Origin of the sequence: Paenibacillus germinis (genome assembly GCF_013141785.1) — a bacterium.
In the GTDB taxonomy this organism is placed as follows: Bacteria; Bacillota; Bacilli; order Paenibacillales; family NBRC-103111; genus Paenibacillus_E; species Paenibacillus_E phytorum.
Genome location: NZ_WHOC01000183.1, coordinates 1 through 15,941 on the forward strand (window position 1 = coordinate 1; position 15,941 = coordinate 15,941).

Here is a 15,941-nt window from a genome sequence, read left to right on the forward strand (position 1 = left end):
TTCAGGGAATAAATCCCTACTGTGGCGATCGTGGCGAAGGGGTTAACGCACTGGTTTGTGGATCCAGCATTCGTGGGTTCAAGTCCCATCGGTCGCCCTTTTCCCTTTAATAATGGGGATTAGCCAAGCGGTAAGGCAACGGACTTTGACTCCGTCATGCCTAGGTTCAAATCCTAGATCCCCAGTTTTCTAATTTCATATGCGGTCGTGGTGGAACGGCAGACACACCATCTTGAGGGGGTGGCGCTCACAAGGCGTGAGGGTTCAAATCCCTCCGACCGCATCCCTATTTAAGCAAGAAACCCTTACTAGTTAAGGGTTTTTTGTGTTTCAACGGATGATTTGTAACATACAGTCATGCCAAACATTTTGCTTCCATCTAGATTCTCTTAGAATGGCCTAAATATGTAGTCTGTTTTACTATTTTGGCTTTTTGCATACACCAAAATCTCTTTCTTCGATTATTAATAGAATAGTATTACTTTTCTATAAGAGGAGGAAGGAGGAATGATAGTATGCTTCAGTACCAACCCCTTAACGAATATAGAGCTATGAATTATGCCCGAAAGTTAAGAAACATGTTTATGTCAAATGCACAGTTGGATTGCAGTGAGATCGGCGATGGAAATTTGAATCTCGTCTTTCGTATTACAGACAAAGGTTCAGGAAAAAGCATCATCCTAAAGCAGGCGCTTCCCTATGCGCGGGTGGTTGGGGAATCTTGGCCATTGACCCTTGAACGAGCACGAATTGAAAGTCAGGCATATATTATTCAACAGTCTATTTGCCCAGGTTTTGTGCCTATTATCTATCATTATGATAGTGCGATGGCATTGACTGTGATGGAAGATTTATCGAACCACCTTAATATGCGTAAAGGATTGGTTGCCCGAGAACGTTATCCTCATTTTGCATGTCATATTGGCACTTTTCTAGCACGGACTTTGTATTTAACTTCTGACTTTGCATTGCCCTCTCAAGTAAAAAAGGAAAAAGTGGTGCAGTTCTCAAATCCGGAAATGTGCAAGATATCCGAAATTCTCATTTTTACGGATCCCTATTTCAATTCAGAAACCAATCAATTTAATCCATTGATAGCAGATAAGGTGGTTGAAATATGGGAGAATAACCAACTGAAACTTGAGGTAGCCAAATTAAAGGAAGGTTTCCTCACTCATGCCCAGGCACTCATCCATGGGGATCTTCATACCGGCAGCATCATGGTAACGAAAGAGGATACTAAGGTGATTGATCCGGAGTTCGCTTTTTATGGACCTATTGGATTTGATATCGGTGCTGTGATAGGAAACCTATTACTTAGCTTTTTCTCCCACGAAGGACACACTCCGGACTCTCAGGAACGAATTGAATATCAAGCGTATCTTCTTACGATGATCGAACAAATATGGACGTACTTTGAAAAAGAATTTAGGGATTTATGGGAAAAGGAATCTAAAGAAAGAATGGCGGTAATCCCGGGATACGTAGATCATTACTTACTCCAAATACTTGAGGATGCTGCGGGCTATGCGGGTTGTAAAATGATTCGTAGAATTATAGGTCTATCACATGTATGGGATATGGAAAGTATAAGTGATCCTAGTTTACGGGCAAAAGCTGAAAAGTTAGCGCTTTCGATCGGACAAAAATTAGTATTAGAAAGGCGGCAAGTGCAAAAAATCAACGACATTACATCCCGTGTTAGACAGATAGCAGGGTGGGGGGAGTAATAAAAAGAGGATTATTATTTGGGAGGTCGTGTATATGACTATTAAAAAAAACCATCTCTTTACTTCTGAATCGGTGACTGAAGGCCATCCTGATAAACTATGTGACCAAATTTCTGATGGTGTATTAGATGCTATATACGAGATAGATCCGTATGCACGTGTTGGTTGTGAATGTTGTGTGGGTCGGGGGTTTGTTCTTGTAACCGGCGAGATTACGGCAAATGCGTTTATTGATTATCAAAAAGTTGTTCGAAAAACAATTAGTAACATTGGATATACACGAGCTGAACTCGGTTTCGATGCCAATTCATGTGCAGTTTTAATCGCCATTAATGAGCAATCTCCTGATATTGCAATGGGGGTCAACCAAGCTTTAGAAATTCGTGAAGGCAAGTTGAATGAAGATGAGATTGAAGGAACCGGTGCTGGCGATCAAGGATTGATTTTCGGCTTTGCGTGTAGTGAAACCAAGGAATTGATGCCAATGCCGATAGCTCTATCCCATAAACTGGCGTATCAATTGGCTCAAGTACGCAAGAATGGTACAGTACCATATTTACGTCCCGACGGGAAGGTACAGGTCAGCGTAGAATATGAGGGTGATCGACCTATCCGTATCGATACGATCGTAATCTCAGCTCAACATGATCCTGAAGTGTCCCTAGCACAAATTAAAAAGGATTTGAATGAATTTGTGATTTTGCCTGTCATTCCAACTGATTTAATAGATGAAAAAACAAAATATTTTATTAATCCAACGGGTCGTTTTGTGATCGGTGGTCCAGAGGGAGATGCAGGATTAACGGGGCGTAAAATTATTGCCGATACTTATGGTGGCTATGCTCGTCATGGCGGAGGTGCATTTTCGGGTAAAGATCCCACCAAGGTTGACCGTTCGGCTGCTTATGCCGCGCGTTACGTAGCCAAAAACATTGTTGCGGCAGGTCTCGCTCAAAAGTGTGAAATTCAGATTGCTTATGCGATTGGAGTAGCACATCCTGTTAGTATAGCTATCGAAACATTTGGTACTGGAATCATTGATGATGACAACCTTATTCAATTAGTTCGGAATCACTTTGATCTTCGTCCGGCAGGTATTATTAAGATGCTAAATCTACGCCGACCTATTTATCAGAACACGGCAGCTTATGGGCATTTTGGGCGTATAGATGTTGAGTTTCCTTGGGAACAGACAGATAAAGCGGAATTGTTACAAAAAGAAGCAGCAATAAGGGAATGATCATTAACAATTACGCATATGACTCAACACAAAAAGCCTCTCCATCCGAAAGAGGCTTTTTATATTAATCTAAGACATCTATTTCATTGGAACCGCGAATTAATGTTTTTGCATACATTTTCTTGGGCTTTAATATATCAATTAAATAATCGATTGCTATTTTAGGGTCTACTCTCTTTCCGCAGGTGTAACCATCGATTGCCGCAAAACTTTCCTCTGGATATGTGTGAATGGAAAGATGACTTTCAGATAGAAGAACAAGTACTGAACAACCACTTGGATCGAATTTTTTATGGATTACTGACAGCACGGTAGCACCACTTTTCTCTGCTGCATTAACCATAATTAGTCGTAAAAAATCAACATTATCAAGAAATCTGGAATCTACCCCCCAAACGTCAACAACCGTATGCCTGCCATATGTTGAGTACTGCAAATCTATCACCCCTTCAAATTTTCAGCTTCACAATTATTCTATGATTAAAAATGAAGAGTGATCTAGTAGAGTGACTAGTTCTAGTGAAAAGCCACGAAAGGGTTGCTCGAAAATGTCGAATTAAAGAGAAGTACAAAAAAGAGCACTCTCTAACTTGAGGTTAGGAAGTGCTCTTTTTTGTTCTTATTATTTGCTTGCGGAGACGGTTTCTATTTCTTTAACGCTTTGATAAATGAGGTTGAATAGCTCCTCGAGGCTGCCTTCTTCAATACAAGAGAAAGCAACGCGGAGGTCAGTAGATCCGAGGGCGATAGTCCCTACACCATGCTGATTCAGCAAGTGTACACGTAAGGCTTCGGCATCAACGGTTTTGAGCTTCAAACACATGAAGTAACCGGAGTTGAAGGGGTAGTAGCCCCATGCGTCATCGAACTTTCCGCTGTCCAATATGGACTTGGTGCGGTTAGCGCGGCCTTTCATGATCTCGTATTTCTCTTGTTTCTGTTGGCCAAACTCTGGAGAGTTAAGCGCATGAAGCACGAATGTTTGAGACGGGTGAGGACCGCTGGAAATGGTCGCACGGATGATCCCCATTGTTTTCTGCTCCAAGGCGCTGAGAAGTGCTTCGCTTTGGCCTGCATACGTAATGAAGCCTACACGGAAGCCCCAGACGTATTCTTCTTTGGTAGCTCCGTCGATTTTGACAGCGAGCACACGCGGGTGGATGTCAGCCAACTGACCAAATAAGGACTCATGCAGGGAACCTTCGAAGAAAAGACCAAAGTAGGCGTCGTCCGTAAGTACGATGACGTTGATGCCTGCTTCAGCAGCATCTTTGATGGCAGCCGTAATTTCTTTCCCCTCTTCAGCCCCTGGTGTATAGCCTGTCGGGTTGTTAGGGAAGTTCAAGACAACGATCGCTTTGCCTTTGGACTTTTGAGCAAAAAGAGCTTCACGAAGTCCAGCTGCATTAAATTTCTGCTGCTCGTTGTATAACGGGTAATTCACGATTTGGGCACCGCGGCGGATTTCGAAGGTGAGCTCGTAATTTTCCCAGTTTTTATCTGGAATAATGACTGCGTCGCCAACATCTGCGAAAAGGTCAGCGGCAATGCTAAGACCATGGGTCAGGGCATTCGTAACAATCGGGTTACCGATCAGTTTACTGCCAATCTCGGGATTTTCCTCGAGCATTTTTTTGCGCCATGCTGTACGAAGTTCAGGTTTACCAGCAGGTGGTGCATATTCATATATATCTTTTGGTGCGTAGGTGGAGAGTGTGTCTTGAATGACCTTCAGATGCATAGGTTGACCGTTTTCGATAGCAATACCGATAGTAGCATTGTATTTCTTGGCTTTGGCCTTTGCTTCAGCAGATTGGCTGAGAATGCCTTCTTTCGGGAAGTAAATCGATCTACCTAATGCAGAAAGCATGTCATGCACGTGAGAATTTTCACGTTCCAGGGTCTCGTTTAACTGTCGTGCCAGAGGATTCATAAGAGTGGGTCATTCCTTCCAATGAGCTATTCATTTTTTGCAGTTATTATACCACTTTAACAAGTGTACGTCACTGCGAGAAACAAATATTTTCGGATTGGTTTTGGATATGGAATTAAACGCCTATTTTATTTAAAAAACCTTCTAATCGCTGTTTAACTTCAGGCCATTCGGTGTCGAGGATGCTAAACATGACGGTGTCCCGTATATAGCCATCGTGAAGTATACGATGTTGACGGAGAATCCCTTCTTTTTGGGCGCCTAATCGAGCGATAGCCGTTTGGGAGCGTTCGTTCCGTAGATCCGTTTTTAGTTGGACGCGGAGAAGGTTTAATGTTTCGAAACAGTGATTCAGCAGTAAATATTTACATTCGGTATTGACGCGTGTACGCCAAACTTGGGAATTGTACCAGGTATGACCGATCTCCAGATTCCGATGTTGGGCTGAGATATCGAAGAGACGTGTGCTGCCGACGAAAGAATCGGTATGCTTGTCGTAAACGCTGTAAGGGATGCCCAGTCCTGCCTTTTGTTCTTCAAGTGCTTGGTGAACAAACTTCTCCACATCTGCGGAACTAAGAAGCGGCGTCATATATGCCCAAATGTTTGGATCCGCAGCCGCTTCTAGTAGGCCGGTTATATGGGATAATTGCATAGGCAGCAGGGCGACACGCTCTCCTTCTAAAATAAGAGGTTGTAGATTCATTGGGAATGTTCTCCTTGTCATTGGGTTATTTATATGAGTTTTTAGTTAGCATAATTGAAAAGTGGAGTAATAGAAAGATCCAATTTAGTTTTATTTATATGTACCAGTCTAGACATTGAGGATCGGAGGAATTAACGTGGAATTCAAATATTTGGATTTTCCACCGGGGGTATGGACACCAATCCGTATTATTATTAATAAATTGTAAAGGCAATGCTTTATAAGGCTTTTAGGAAGGAGACGTTTAATGGCTAGAACGCATGGCTATCGATTAATTTTCAGTAAAATCGCTCGTTCCTATGGGTTTTCTATCATAAAGACCCGCTCCTACTCCTCACAGTATAAAAAAACTGCCGCATTCCGGGTAACGACGAACAAAGGATCATATATGATTAAACCTTTTATAGGATCGAAAAGCCGTCTAATCCAGCTATCATCCTATGCGGTCAAATTGCACAAAAGAGGCTTTCACGGCATGCCCAAATGGCTAAGATCCCGTTCGGGGAAATATTGGGAGCAGGAGGGGGGAAAGCTTTTTTATTTAACCGATTGGATCGAGGGCAGAAAAATGAGCAGCAGCAAGGAGGATCTTATCAAGTTGGGGGGAATGTTAGCCAGACTGCATTCCGTTTCGCGCAGCTTGAAGCTTCCTCGCCAACCCGATTCGGTTACGCTGCGCCATAGGAGAAACTATTACGCATTCCTAAGGCGATTGAAGAAGCTTCGGAGAAAGCCTACCGAAGCGGGAACTTGGTTTAGGCATCATGGGGATCTCTGTATTGAATTAAGCCGAGATGCCATACATTCGCTTGGAACATCAGAAATTCGCTCAATGTTGAGGGGGGAATGCCGGCTTCCCTCCCTCGTGCATGGGGATGTTACCGTAGCAAATACCCTGAAATCGAAAACCCGTATTTATTTGATCGACTGGGATTTAATGAAACGAGGCTCTAGTTATTACGATTTGGTCGTAGCACTTACCAATACGGCGGGATTTGAACCTTCAAAAATGGCAGCCTTCCTAAAGGGGTATGAAGGGGTGCGACCGCTTCTCCGTAGAGAGAAAAAGCTGATCAGCGCCCTATACCGCATCCCCAGAGAGGCCTGGTATGTCTGCCAATATGCTATGAACGGACGTAAATATGGTCCCCTTTTAAATGTCTTAAATAAAACCTGGAATAATAGGCTTATAGCCATCAAGTGGATTGATACCTGGTCTAGGCAGTAGTGAGGGAGGGTTAACATGCCGTTATGGACTGATTTCAATAAGGATTTCGGCTTAAGGGTTAAGAGGAGAAAGAAGATTCGAGACGTCTACCAAGTCTTCACTACAACGGGACGTACTCTTTGTTATAAACCTTATAAAACCGGGGAAGACGAGGTTGCCTTTATAAGAAAGCTTTTTGTACATCTTGACAATAAAGGCTATCGGTATACCCCTAAACCTGTTGAAGGCCCCGGCCAGAAGCTTTGGTCCTTTCACAGGGGTCAATATTGGCTGCTGACCAATTGGGTGAAGGGGCGGTCACCGAATTTTACCCGAGAATCGGAGCTCATGAAGGGGTTCCGAACTCTTGCAAAATTTCATCGCCTAGCGGAAGGAGTTACTGCTGAAGGGGTACCAAAAGGCAGAATCCGTTATGACGAACTATACCGGAGACCAGGCAATTACCGTTCGGAGATTAGCCGTTATGGTGGCAGTCTCGACCGTTTTATCGATTGCTGCCATAAAGCTGAAGCGTTCAGCCAAAAGCCTGCTATTGCTAGTGCTTTAGAGACGGAACGGAAGGCAGGGGCTTTTTCCCACGGCGATTACAATTATCCTAATTTAGTATTGGACCGTTCCAATCATCTTCATCTGATTGATCTGGAGAATGCGTCTATGAACGTAAGAATGATAGATTTAGCCCATATTTTATACCGGAACTATCCTTGGAACGGAAGAGGCGTCCTAAAGGGAATCGAGGAGTACGACCGGAAACGTCCCCTTTCTGCTGAAGATCGGCATTTGTTGTATATGCTTCTCCTGCTCCCCTATCCGCTTGTCCGAGCCATGAAACAATTCGGAAATCATTACCCTCGTCATATTGAGCTTCCATCATCCAGCAGACTTTCGGGTTATAAGAAAACTTTGCGTAAGATATTATAAGTATTTACTGAAAAACGTCCGCATAAAGCTGGCGTTTTTCCTGTTTTTATGCATCTGTACCTAGACCTGTACTAATGCCGTTACATATATCATTCAGGGACATACAATGGGGTAAGACTGGAAGAATGCTAATCTTGGAGGTGTATTTTTTGACGTTACCCAAAAGAGTCCGTGTCGTAGAGAAGAAAACCACTCCCCCACACCGTATACTTAATTCCAAAAACCCAGAAGTTTCTGTAATTATACCTCTTATGAATGAAAGACGGACGATCGCCAGGGTCATCGCCAATGCTCGAAAGGTTCATCCTAAGACAGAGGTTATCGTTGTAGCGAACGGATCACGGGACGGCTCCAGCCAATTGGCTAAACAAATGGGGGCCAAGATGATTACCTATAAGAAGGCTTTGGGCCATGATGTAGGAAGAAGCATAGGGGCGAAAGCAGCCAAAGGAAATGTTCTTTTGTTTCTGGATGGAGACATCGTATTCTCGACCAATTCATTGAAACGACTGGTTCATGCGGTAAAAAACGGCGTGGATGTCGCCTTAAACAAATATAACGGCACGTTGGCAAGAAAAAATGTCCACAGTGTTGTTCTTTCCAAGTACGCATTAAACAACATGTTGTCCTTACCTCACCTGAAAGGTGCTTCTTTAACGACTATTCCCCATGCCCTAAGCCGCAAAGCTTTGGAGAAAATCGGAGCGGAGAATTTGACGGTTCCCCCCAAAGCACAGACAATCGCAGCTAATAAAGGTTTAGTGATTAAAGGTGTCCACTATTTTGAAGTAGGCAAAACGAATCCACGAAAACGTCGAGGTCCAAATGACCCGTTGAAGGACTTAATTATTGGGGATCACCTGGAAGCTATTCAACATCTATTGGACAAAACCGATCCCCGTGGAGGAATGACCGATCTAGACCGGAATAGAAAGATGGTGAAATAATGATAAGGGCTGTGAAGTCAAAATTAAAATCAAAACGGACCTCCCAATCCACCCGACCTCAAATGAATACAAAAGAGATCAAAAGATGGAAAAGAAAGGCCTATGAGGCGGGATCACATTATGGCTCCCGCTTCGAGAAAGAAACCGGAGGCTTTGAGCCCGCGAAATCTGCGATGAATCATGATTGGAACAAATGGGCATCCCGTCTTCCCCGGGCATTAAGCACTACACTCTATCATTCCGCAGCGCGTAAGTTTTTCAAAGGATTTTATTCGGAGATTGGGGAGAAATACACACGCTTGGTCCCGCTTCCCACAGATAAGAATGTCGCTGCCATTCTAAGCGTCAAGAACGAGGATGACATGATTTCCAAGGTGCTTGACGAGCTTGTGTACCTCCCTTTTCACGAGGTCATCGTAGTGGTTAACGGGTCGAATGATAAAAGCTTCGAGCGCATTAGGGAACACCCTGCCGCACCGATCGTGCTCCACTATGAAGAAGCGCTTGGACACGATGTCGGGAGATCGATAGGAGCCAAAGTCTCTCAGTCGGACATTCTTTTGTTTCTTGACGGGGATATTCACATTTCCTATAGAAAGCTTATCCCTTTTATACAGTCGGTTGATAAGGGAACGGATGTTGCGCTCAATGACATAAGCCCTTTTATCCATAAATTGGTTCACCGTGACGCGGTATCGGTTGTTAAAGAATTCGTCAATCGGGCCATGGGAAGAGCCGACTTAATGGCGAACTCCATGACAGCTATACCGCACGCCCTCTCTAGGTCAGCTGTGGAAACCATAGGTTTGGCGAATCTGTCCGTACCGCCTCTGGCTCAAGTGATTGCCATGAAAAAGAAGTTAAAAGTGAAGGCTTCGGCCAGCATAAACGTCCTGAATATCAATCGAAGATCAGATATCAACCACGGGCAGCATAATCCCATGACCCAACTGATTATCGGCGATCACCTGGAAGCTTTGCATAAAGTCATGTCGCGCCGTGGCAATAGGCTTAGTTTCAAAGATAACATGCGAAAAAGGCATTTGGCGGGAGGCTAGGTAAATGAACAACATTAAAACAAGCATTATCATTCCTAGCTATAACGGACTGGAACTGCTAAGAGAATGTGTAGAGGCCATCCGTAACTATACACACGAAGATTATGAAATTATTGTAGTGGACAACGGCTCTGAAGACGGGACTCCAAATTACTGTTTACGGGAAAAAATTCGCTTGATCTCCCTGCCTAAAAACAAAGGGTTTCCTGCAGCATGTAATCTGGGACTTAAGATAGCGACTGGAGACGCGCTTCTCTTGCTGAACAACGATATCGTTGTTACCCACAACTGGTTATCGAATATGCTAAGCTGCCTTTACAGCAACGAACGCATCGGTATCGTCGGTCCCTATACAAATTACACGAGCGGCAGGCAGCTGAAGGATTCCGGCTATACGGATTTATCCCAGTTTCACGAAATTGCCGCCACAGCTAATATGCAGAACCCGGAACTACGGATGCCTCTCAACCGATTGGTTGGCTTATGCTTCCTTTTCAAAAGGGAATTGATGAACAAGATTGGCTTGTTAGATGAACGATTTACACCCGGCCATTACGAGGACGACGATTATTGTTATCGCGCCAGGTTAGCTGGATTTGAGCTTATGCTGGCAGGGGATGTCATCATTCACCATCACGGCAGCAGAAGTTTCAATAAGATGGATAAGGAACAGCTGTCCAAATTGGTCCACAAAAATCACAGAAGGTTTCTCAAAAAATGGAAAGTGGATCCTCTGCAGTTTTTATAAGAAGTTCCATGATCGACCTATCAAGGTCACTTTCTCAATGTGGTAAAGTTGTATCCTTGCTGTCAAAATGATGCCCCTTAGAACTCACCAAATTGCCAAGGGGTTTTTCAATACGAATGACAAGTCGACAAAAATCGGCGATTTCCCTGGAAATCGCCTTAATAAATCCGCCGTAGGCGTTCATGAAACCATTATAGCATCTATGTTTTTGGCGATTGCCTGTTCCATCTTAGTCATGCTATCGATGACCTCTTCCACCTCACCTGTCATAACATATGCAGTCGGTGCATTGGCAGATTGGGCAAACGTCTATGCCGCCTGAATAAAGACATACGATCTAGATCGTTTGGTTTCGCCGCGGCGCTTTCGCTCCTGCTACATGTTTATGAAATTGTCACAAAATGACCAATATGATTTTTGGCAAGGTTGACATTGTATGCTATGATCTAACATGATGGTCAATTAATTATCTACTTAGGAGTGATCCTTATTATGGCGGGGTTAAATGGTGGAGGCACAAGCGTTATTGTGCGTTTGGAAATACATAAAGAATTGGTCACTTTTGGGAAAATTGCTACAGCTATAGGTGAAGCAGGCGGCGATATTGTCGCGATTGACGTAACACGAGCTAGTAAAACAACAACAACGCGCGATATTACCGTAAAAGTAAGCGACCCCGAACACACGGAATCGATAACTAAAGTGTTGAAGGATATTCCTGGCGTCCGTTTAATTAACGTTTCAGACCAAACGTTTCTCATGCATTTGGGCGGCAAGATCGAAGTTACTCCGAAAATGCCTATTAAAAATCGGGACGACCTATCCCGTGTATATACACCGGGGGTTGCTCGGGTTTGTATGGCAATTCATGAAGACCCTTCTAAAGCACACTCATTAACGATAAAACGGAATACGGTTGCTGTTGTGTCGGATGGCACAGCGGTCCTCGGTTTAGGAAATATTGGTCCGGAAGCGGCGATGCCGGTGATGGAAGGGAAGGCCATGCTGTTCAAGCAGATGGCGGGTGTAGATGCATTTCCAATTTGTTTGGACACGCAGGATACCGAAGAAATTATTCGTACGGTCAAAGCGATTGCACCAGCATTCGGTGGTATTAATCTAGAAGATATTTCATCGCCACGTTGTTTTGAGATTGAGGAAAGATTAATCAATGAACTCGATATTCCTGTTTTCCACGACGATCAACATGGAACGGCGGTAGTTATTCTTGCAGGACTGCTCAATGCTGTTAAGCTCGTAGGCAAGAATTTGGAAGATTGTAAAGTAGTTATCACGGGCATTGGAGCTGCGGGGATTGCCTGTACGAAGATGTTGTTAGCTGCCGGTGTTACAAATGTTATCGGTGTAGATCGTCAAGGCGCAATTGTACGCGGAGAGAGCTATACGAATTCGGCTTGGGAATGGTATGCAAACAATACGAATCCATTTTTGCAAAAAGGACTTCTGTCTGATGTTATACCAGGTGCTGATATTTTCATTGGGTTATCGGGGCCAGGTGTACTTAAGGCTGACGATGTAAAGAGAATGGGCACAGATCCGATTGTGTTCGCGATGGCAAACCCAACACCGGAAATTACGCCGGAGGAAGCTGAACCTTATGTTCGTGTGATGGCAACAGGCCGGTCGGATTACCCGAATCAAATTAATAATGTTCTTTGCTTCCCGGGGATTTTCCGCGGTGTGCTGGATTGCCGTGCTTCACGCATCACACAAGAAATGAAGCTGGCTGCAGCCAAAGCCATTGCATCGGTAGTAAATGAAGATGAATTGAACGAATATTACATTATTCCAAGTGTGTTCAACACGGCTGTTGTTGAGAAGGTAAGAGAAGCGGTTATGGAAGCCGCCTATGAATCCGGTGTGGCCCGTCGCCGCAACCAGCGTGAGACACATGATGCACAACACCACGAATAAGTCAGTTAGCAGTTCGGTACACCTCAATGAGGTGTTTCCGAACTTTTTTTGTTTCTGCGTGATGCGCCAAACCACACTAGATGCAGTTAGTGCATCAAAATTATGAGTTGACGTCCTTTTTGGGGAATTACCTGCAAAATGTGCAGCTAATTTCTCCTAAATGGGCAAAAGGGCGTTTTCGGGTGAATTTGATGTAGGAAATGCAGCTAATTGATGAGGAAAGAACAGCTCATTAGAAATTAACTGCATGTTTTGCAGCAAATGTTGTTCGAACAGTTCCTTAAAAGTGTGGCGGCAGAAGGAGGGGGTGAACAACCACTGAGGAAGAGTTGGCATGCCACGACTAGGAATGGATTAGCAGGCAGCAAGGTAATGGGTAAGTGGTAGTAAGGGAATGGATTAGCAGGTAACAAGGTAGTGGTTGTAGCATCAAGGCAATGGCTTAGCAGGCAGCAAGTTAATTGATTAGCAGCCAACAAGGAAATGCAAGAAATCACCCCACTTGCCTACACATGTATACGAAAAAACCTTGTTTCAGCAGCTGATGCATTCAGCTTGCCTTACAAGGTTTTTCTGCTAGTTAGTTTCTTCTGTCCATTGTCTTAACTTGCGATCCGAAGGGAGAAGGAAAGTCAGGATGCCAAGGAGCGGTAGGAATGCACACATTTCCATAACACGCGTCGTACCTATGGTGTCGCAGAGATTGCCAAGGACGACACTTCCGATGCCGCCCATTCCAAATGCTAGGCCTGTAATTAAGCCAGATACGGTTCCGACCTTCCCAGGAAACAGCATTTGGGCATACACAACGGTAACGGAGAAGCTAGATAATAGGATGATACCGATAATCACAAGTAAAATGTAAGCCCAAGTTATCGACACATGCGGTAACAGCAAAGCAAACGGTGCTGAACCAAGCATGGAAAAGAAAATGACATTACGCTTACCGAAGCGGTCTGCAAGCGGACCGCCAAAAAATGTTCCAACGGCTCCTGCCGCTAGGAACAAGAAGATAAAGTCCTGTGCGCGGTCGATGGACATGCCGTATGTATCTTGCAAGAAAAAGGCGAAGTAGCCGCTCATTGCTGCTCCATACCAAGAACGGACGAACACAAGAAAAATAAGCAGGCAAATCGCAAACATGACTTGCTTGCGCCGCTGTGGGCTAACGGTGCGTTGTACGATTGTCTTAGCTTTAACCGGTGTGGCAAGAAGTACGGATTTATACCAGCGAGCAATATATAATTGCACAGCGATAGCTACTGCTGCTACGCCTGTGAACCATATGGAACCGAATAACCCAAGTGGAATGAAAATCCATTTGGTCATCATGGGAGCCAAAGATTGACCGGCGTTACCGCCAACTTGGAAAATGGATTGAGCCAGACCTTTGCGACCTCCCGCGGCCATGTGAGAGACACGAGATCCCTCCGGGTGGAAGGCGGCTGATCCGAGACCTACAAAGCAAACAGACAATAATACGACCCAATACGAGTGTGCGAATGCGAGCAGCAGCATACCCGTAAGGGTAGAGGCCATGCCAATCGGCAGCATATAGGGTGAAGGCTTGCGATCTGTGTATAAGCCCACAACCGGCTGCATAATGGAAGCCGTGAAGTTAATAGCGAACTGCACCCAACCAATCTGTGTATAGCTAAGTCCCATCTCACTTTTTAGTATGGGAAAAATAGCAGGAATGACAGATTGAATCGAATCGTTGAGTAAATGGACAAGACCAATTGCGAATAAAATACGATAAACGGTAGGTTTGACGTCTCCGGTACCATGTAAGCTCTTGGAGCTTTGTTCAGGAGATGATGCTGTAATGGACGCCATGGTTTTCTCCTCTCCAGTCACAGATTCCTTTATTTTTCTAGGAAACGGCCGAGGTCTTCTCCCATTTTAACTTTAGAACCGAGCTGCAGATCTGGGCGAGGCTCAAACATATCATCTTCAAAAAGGAGAACAACTGTTGAACCAAACTCGAAGTAAGCCAGTTCTTGACCTCGCTCAAGCGTTTTGGGAAGAGGCTTCACATATTGAATAGAACTTACGTTAAGTGCCCCAACCTTCACTACAGCAACTTCACCGGCATTGTGCTGGATAAAGGTGATTAACCGTTCGTTACGACTTAGTACTCTCTTCATATGACGAAGGCCAAACTCATTCACAGGATATACTTTCCCAAGTACATGCTCGCTCTCAAGCACATCACCTGAAATCGGCGAATGAATGCGGTGGTAGTCTGTAGGACTAAGGTACAGAACAAAATAAAAGCCATTCTTATAGTTGACCGTACGAGGCGAACGATTAAGCAGCTCTTCGATGGTGTAGTCTTGACCTTTGACATTCACAATCAAGCCTTCCTTGATGTCGCCGATACCTGTAATGCTGGCATCAACAGGACTTACAACACGAGTTAGGTCTTCGTGAATAGGGCGTAACCCTGGCTTTAATCTGCGTGTGAAGAAATCATTCAAAGATTTATAATCCTGTAAATGCTTCTCAGCATCTTCGATGCGTATTCCGTAGGTTTGGGCAAAGCGAGGAATGAAGATCCGGCTTGCTTTGGATCTGGCAAAAGCACCTGTCACTTGGGACACCCATTTGCGTGAAGACAGCTCCGTTAGCAATCGAAAAAATGGTTTAGACATAGATTAAAAAACTCCTGTTCATTCGTGTTTATATTGTTCTTCGCTAATCTTGCCACAGAAAGGTAAAAGAATCAATTGTCGAATGAGGAAGGAATGCAAGGTAAGCGCAAGAAAAAAACAGCCTAATGGCTGTTTGAGGTGGAATATGCTAGCTTTGCTTATAATCCCCGCAGGTATAGCAGGTAGCGAGGTTAACGGAGATGGGAACAGAGGAGCCGGCGAACTTGATACATTGGACAGGGGTTCGAGATGAATGATCAGAAATACTCGTACAGGACTTGCAGCTTGCGATTAGCTCAAAGGAAGCATCTAAGGGCAGCGAATACTGTAAGACGATATTCTTCTTCATTAATAGACCTCTTTTCCTTGTGATGGATGCGACCCGGATCCTAGCAGGAGAAGCCTTTATGTAAACGCTTTACTTTCAATATTAATCATATCACAAAATGGATCAATATGCCTTTGGTATTTCCGGAAAGGAAACCGTCAATGCTGTTGATGAGGTGAAATAACAACATGTCTATAATAATGGTGGTACTTAGTATTCTGATTCCGATTAGCATGCTAATAAGTGCTTGGCTGTTCACAATGTGCCGAATTGTCTATCATGTGCTGGCAGTGGGGTGTGCCTATGTGTTTGGTATTATCAGCGTGCTCGCTATATACGAGATTTTAAGAGATGAGACGGTTTTTATGACGAATATTCACGGCATTTTTCAAAATTGGCTATTCCTGTTAAGCGGAGCTTACTTGGGGTGTTACGGGATCTACACGTTATTGAGATGGACGCTGAAGGAGCTTAGAAGTGAATAATCTGTCTTGCAACAATTTTAGGTAGAAG

At 44.2% G+C, this 15,941-nt stretch carries 14 protein-coding genes and 3 tRNA genes; 12 read left to right on the top strand and 5 right to left on the bottom strand.

Annotated features, from left to right (window positions below; genetic code table 11):
- Positions 1-24 precede the first annotated feature (24 nt).
- The 5 genes from GC102_RS35240 (at position 25) to metK (ending at position 2,970) form a co-directional block, all read left to right on the top strand.
- A tRNA-His gene (locus GC102_RS35240) sits at positions 25-97 on the top strand.
- Between the two features lie 16 nt (positions 98-113).
- Positions 114-185: transfer RNA gene (locus tag GC102_RS35245), tRNA-Gln, on the top strand.
- Between the two features lie 16 nt (positions 186-201).
- A tRNA-Leu gene (locus GC102_RS35250) sits at positions 202-283 on the top strand.
- A 232-nt stretch (positions 284-515) separates the two neighbouring features.
- A complete protein-coding gene (gene mtnK / locus GC102_RS35255; protein WP_171693656.1) occupies positions 516-1,730 on the top strand; it encodes an S-methyl-5-thioribose kinase in 1,215 nt (404 codons plus the stop codon).
- A 34-nt stretch (positions 1,731-1,764) separates the two neighbouring features.
- Positions 1,765-2,970, top strand: coding sequence for a methionine adenosyltransferase (gene metK, locus GC102_RS35260; RefSeq protein WP_171693657.1), 1,206 nt, complete (start codon positions 1,765-1,767; stop codon positions 2,968-2,970).
- A gap of 64 nt (positions 2,971-3,034) precedes the next feature.
- Here metK and speD read toward each other — a convergent pair whose 3' ends face one another.
- From speD to GC102_RS35275, 3 genes are all read right to left on the bottom strand, one after another.
- Entirely contained in the window at positions 3,035-3,406 is a 372-nt protein-coding gene (gene speD / locus GC102_RS35265) for an adenosylmethionine decarboxylase (RefSeq protein WP_171693658.1), read from the bottom strand.
- Between the two features lie 186 nt (positions 3,407-3,592).
- Positions 3,593-4,903 (bottom strand): aminotransferase class I/II-fold pyridoxal phosphate-dependent enzyme, encoded by a 1,311-nt coding sequence (locus GC102_RS35270; RefSeq protein ID WP_171647736.1) that lies wholly within the window; start codon positions 4,901-4,903, stop codon positions 3,593-3,595.
- 115 nt (positions 4,904-5,018) lie between these two features.
- The gene (locus GC102_RS35275) at positions 5,019-5,609 is read right to left on the bottom strand and encodes a GNAT family N-acetyltransferase (RefSeq protein ID WP_171693659.1); all 591 of its coding nucleotides are present in this window, start codon (positions 5,607-5,609) and stop codon (positions 5,019-5,021) included.
- 247 nt (positions 5,610-5,856) lie between these two features.
- Here GC102_RS35275 and GC102_RS35280 point away from each other — a divergent pair, with 247 nt between their 5' ends.
- The 6 genes from GC102_RS35280 (at position 5,857) to GC102_RS35305 (ending at position 12,446) form a co-directional block, all read left to right on the top strand.
- On the top strand, positions 5,857-6,837 hold the full coding sequence (locus tag GC102_RS35280; protein WP_171693660.1) for a phosphotransferase: 981 nt from the start codon (positions 5,857-5,859) through the stop codon (positions 6,835-6,837).
- A 15-nt stretch (positions 6,838-6,852) separates the two neighbouring features.
- Positions 6,853-7,758 (top strand): phosphotransferase, encoded by a 906-nt coding sequence (locus GC102_RS35285; protein ID WP_171693661.1) that lies wholly within the window; start codon positions 6,853-6,855, stop codon positions 7,756-7,758.
- 149 nt (positions 7,759-7,907) lie between these two features.
- Positions 7,908-8,705, top strand: coding sequence for a glycosyltransferase family 2 protein (locus GC102_RS35290; RefSeq protein WP_246321299.1), 798 nt, complete (start codon positions 7,908-7,910; stop codon positions 8,703-8,705).
- 62 nt (positions 8,706-8,767) lie between these two features.
- On the top strand, positions 8,768-9,763 hold the full coding sequence (locus tag GC102_RS35295; protein ID WP_246321300.1) for a glycosyltransferase family 2 protein: 996 nt from the start codon (positions 8,768-8,770) through the stop codon (positions 9,761-9,763).
- A 4-nt stretch (positions 9,764-9,767) separates the two neighbouring features.
- Entirely contained in the window at positions 9,768-10,511 is a 744-nt protein-coding gene (locus GC102_RS35300; RefSeq protein ID WP_171693663.1) for a glycosyltransferase family 2 protein, read from the top strand.
- A gap of 492 nt (positions 10,512-11,003) precedes the next feature.
- Positions 11,004-12,446 (top strand): NAD-dependent malic enzyme, encoded by a 1,443-nt coding sequence (locus GC102_RS35305; protein ID WP_171693664.1) that lies wholly within the window; start codon positions 11,004-11,006, stop codon positions 12,444-12,446.
- Between the two features lie 576 nt (positions 12,447-13,022).
- On the opposite strand, the gene GC102_RS35310 is transcribed toward GC102_RS35305, so the two are convergent.
- Positions 13,023-14,282 (bottom strand): MFS transporter, encoded by a 1,260-nt coding sequence (locus GC102_RS35310; protein ID WP_171693665.1) that lies wholly within the window; start codon positions 14,280-14,282, stop codon positions 13,023-13,025.
- Between the two features lie 29 nt (positions 14,283-14,311).
- On the bottom strand, positions 14,312-15,100 hold the full coding sequence (gene asd / locus GC102_RS35315; RefSeq protein WP_171693666.1) for an archaetidylserine decarboxylase: 789 nt from the start codon (positions 15,098-15,100) through the stop codon (positions 14,312-14,314).
- 516 nt (positions 15,101-15,616) lie between these two features.
- Here asd and GC102_RS35320 point away from each other — a divergent pair.
- Positions 15,617-15,913, top strand: a complete 297-nt coding sequence (locus tag GC102_RS35320) for a transposase (protein WP_171693667.1) — start codon at positions 15,617-15,619, stop codon at positions 15,911-15,913.
- Positions 15,914-15,941 lie beyond the last annotated feature (28 nt).

Coding starts and splice junctions, on each gene's coding strand:
- GC102_RS35320 (WP_171693667.1), top strand. CDS start 15,617: ATGTCTATAATAATGGTGGTACTTAGTATTCTGATTCCGATTAGCATG.
- GC102_RS35305 (WP_171693664.1), top strand. CDS start 11,004: ATGGCGGGGTTAAATGGTGGAGGCACAAGCGTTATTGTGCGTTTGGAA.
- GC102_RS35295 (WP_246321300.1), top strand. CDS start 8,768: ATGAATACAAAAGAGATCAAAAGATGGAAAAGAAAGGCCTATGAGGCG.
- GC102_RS35270 (WP_171647736.1), bottom strand. CDS start 4,903: ATGAATCCTCTGGCACGACAGTTAAACGAGACCCTGGAACGTGAAAAT.
- metK (WP_171693657.1), top strand. CDS start 1,765: ATGACTATTAAAAAAAACCATCTCTTTACTTCTGAATCGGTGACTGAA.
- GC102_RS35300 (WP_171693663.1), top strand. CDS start 9,768: ATGAACAACATTAAAACAAGCATTATCATTCCTAGCTATAACGGACTG.
- GC102_RS35285 (WP_171693661.1), top strand. CDS start 6,853: ATGCCGTTATGGACTGATTTCAATAAGGATTTCGGCTTAAGGGTTAAG.
- GC102_RS35275 (WP_171693659.1), bottom strand. CDS start 5,609: ATGAATCTACAACCTCTTATTTTAGAAGGAGAGCGTGTCGCCCTGCTG.
- mtnK (WP_171693656.1), top strand. CDS start 516: ATGCTTCAGTACCAACCCCTTAACGAATATAGAGCTATGAATTATGCC.
- GC102_RS35280 (WP_171693660.1), top strand. CDS start 5,857: ATGGCTAGAACGCATGGCTATCGATTAATTTTCAGTAAAATCGCTCGT.
- asd (WP_171693666.1), bottom strand. CDS start 15,100: ATGTCTAAACCATTTTTTCGATTGCTAACGGAGCTGTCTTCACGCAAA.
- GC102_RS35310 (WP_171693665.1), bottom strand. CDS start 14,282: ATGGCGTCCATTACAGCATCATCTCCTGAACAAAGCTCCAAGAGCTTA.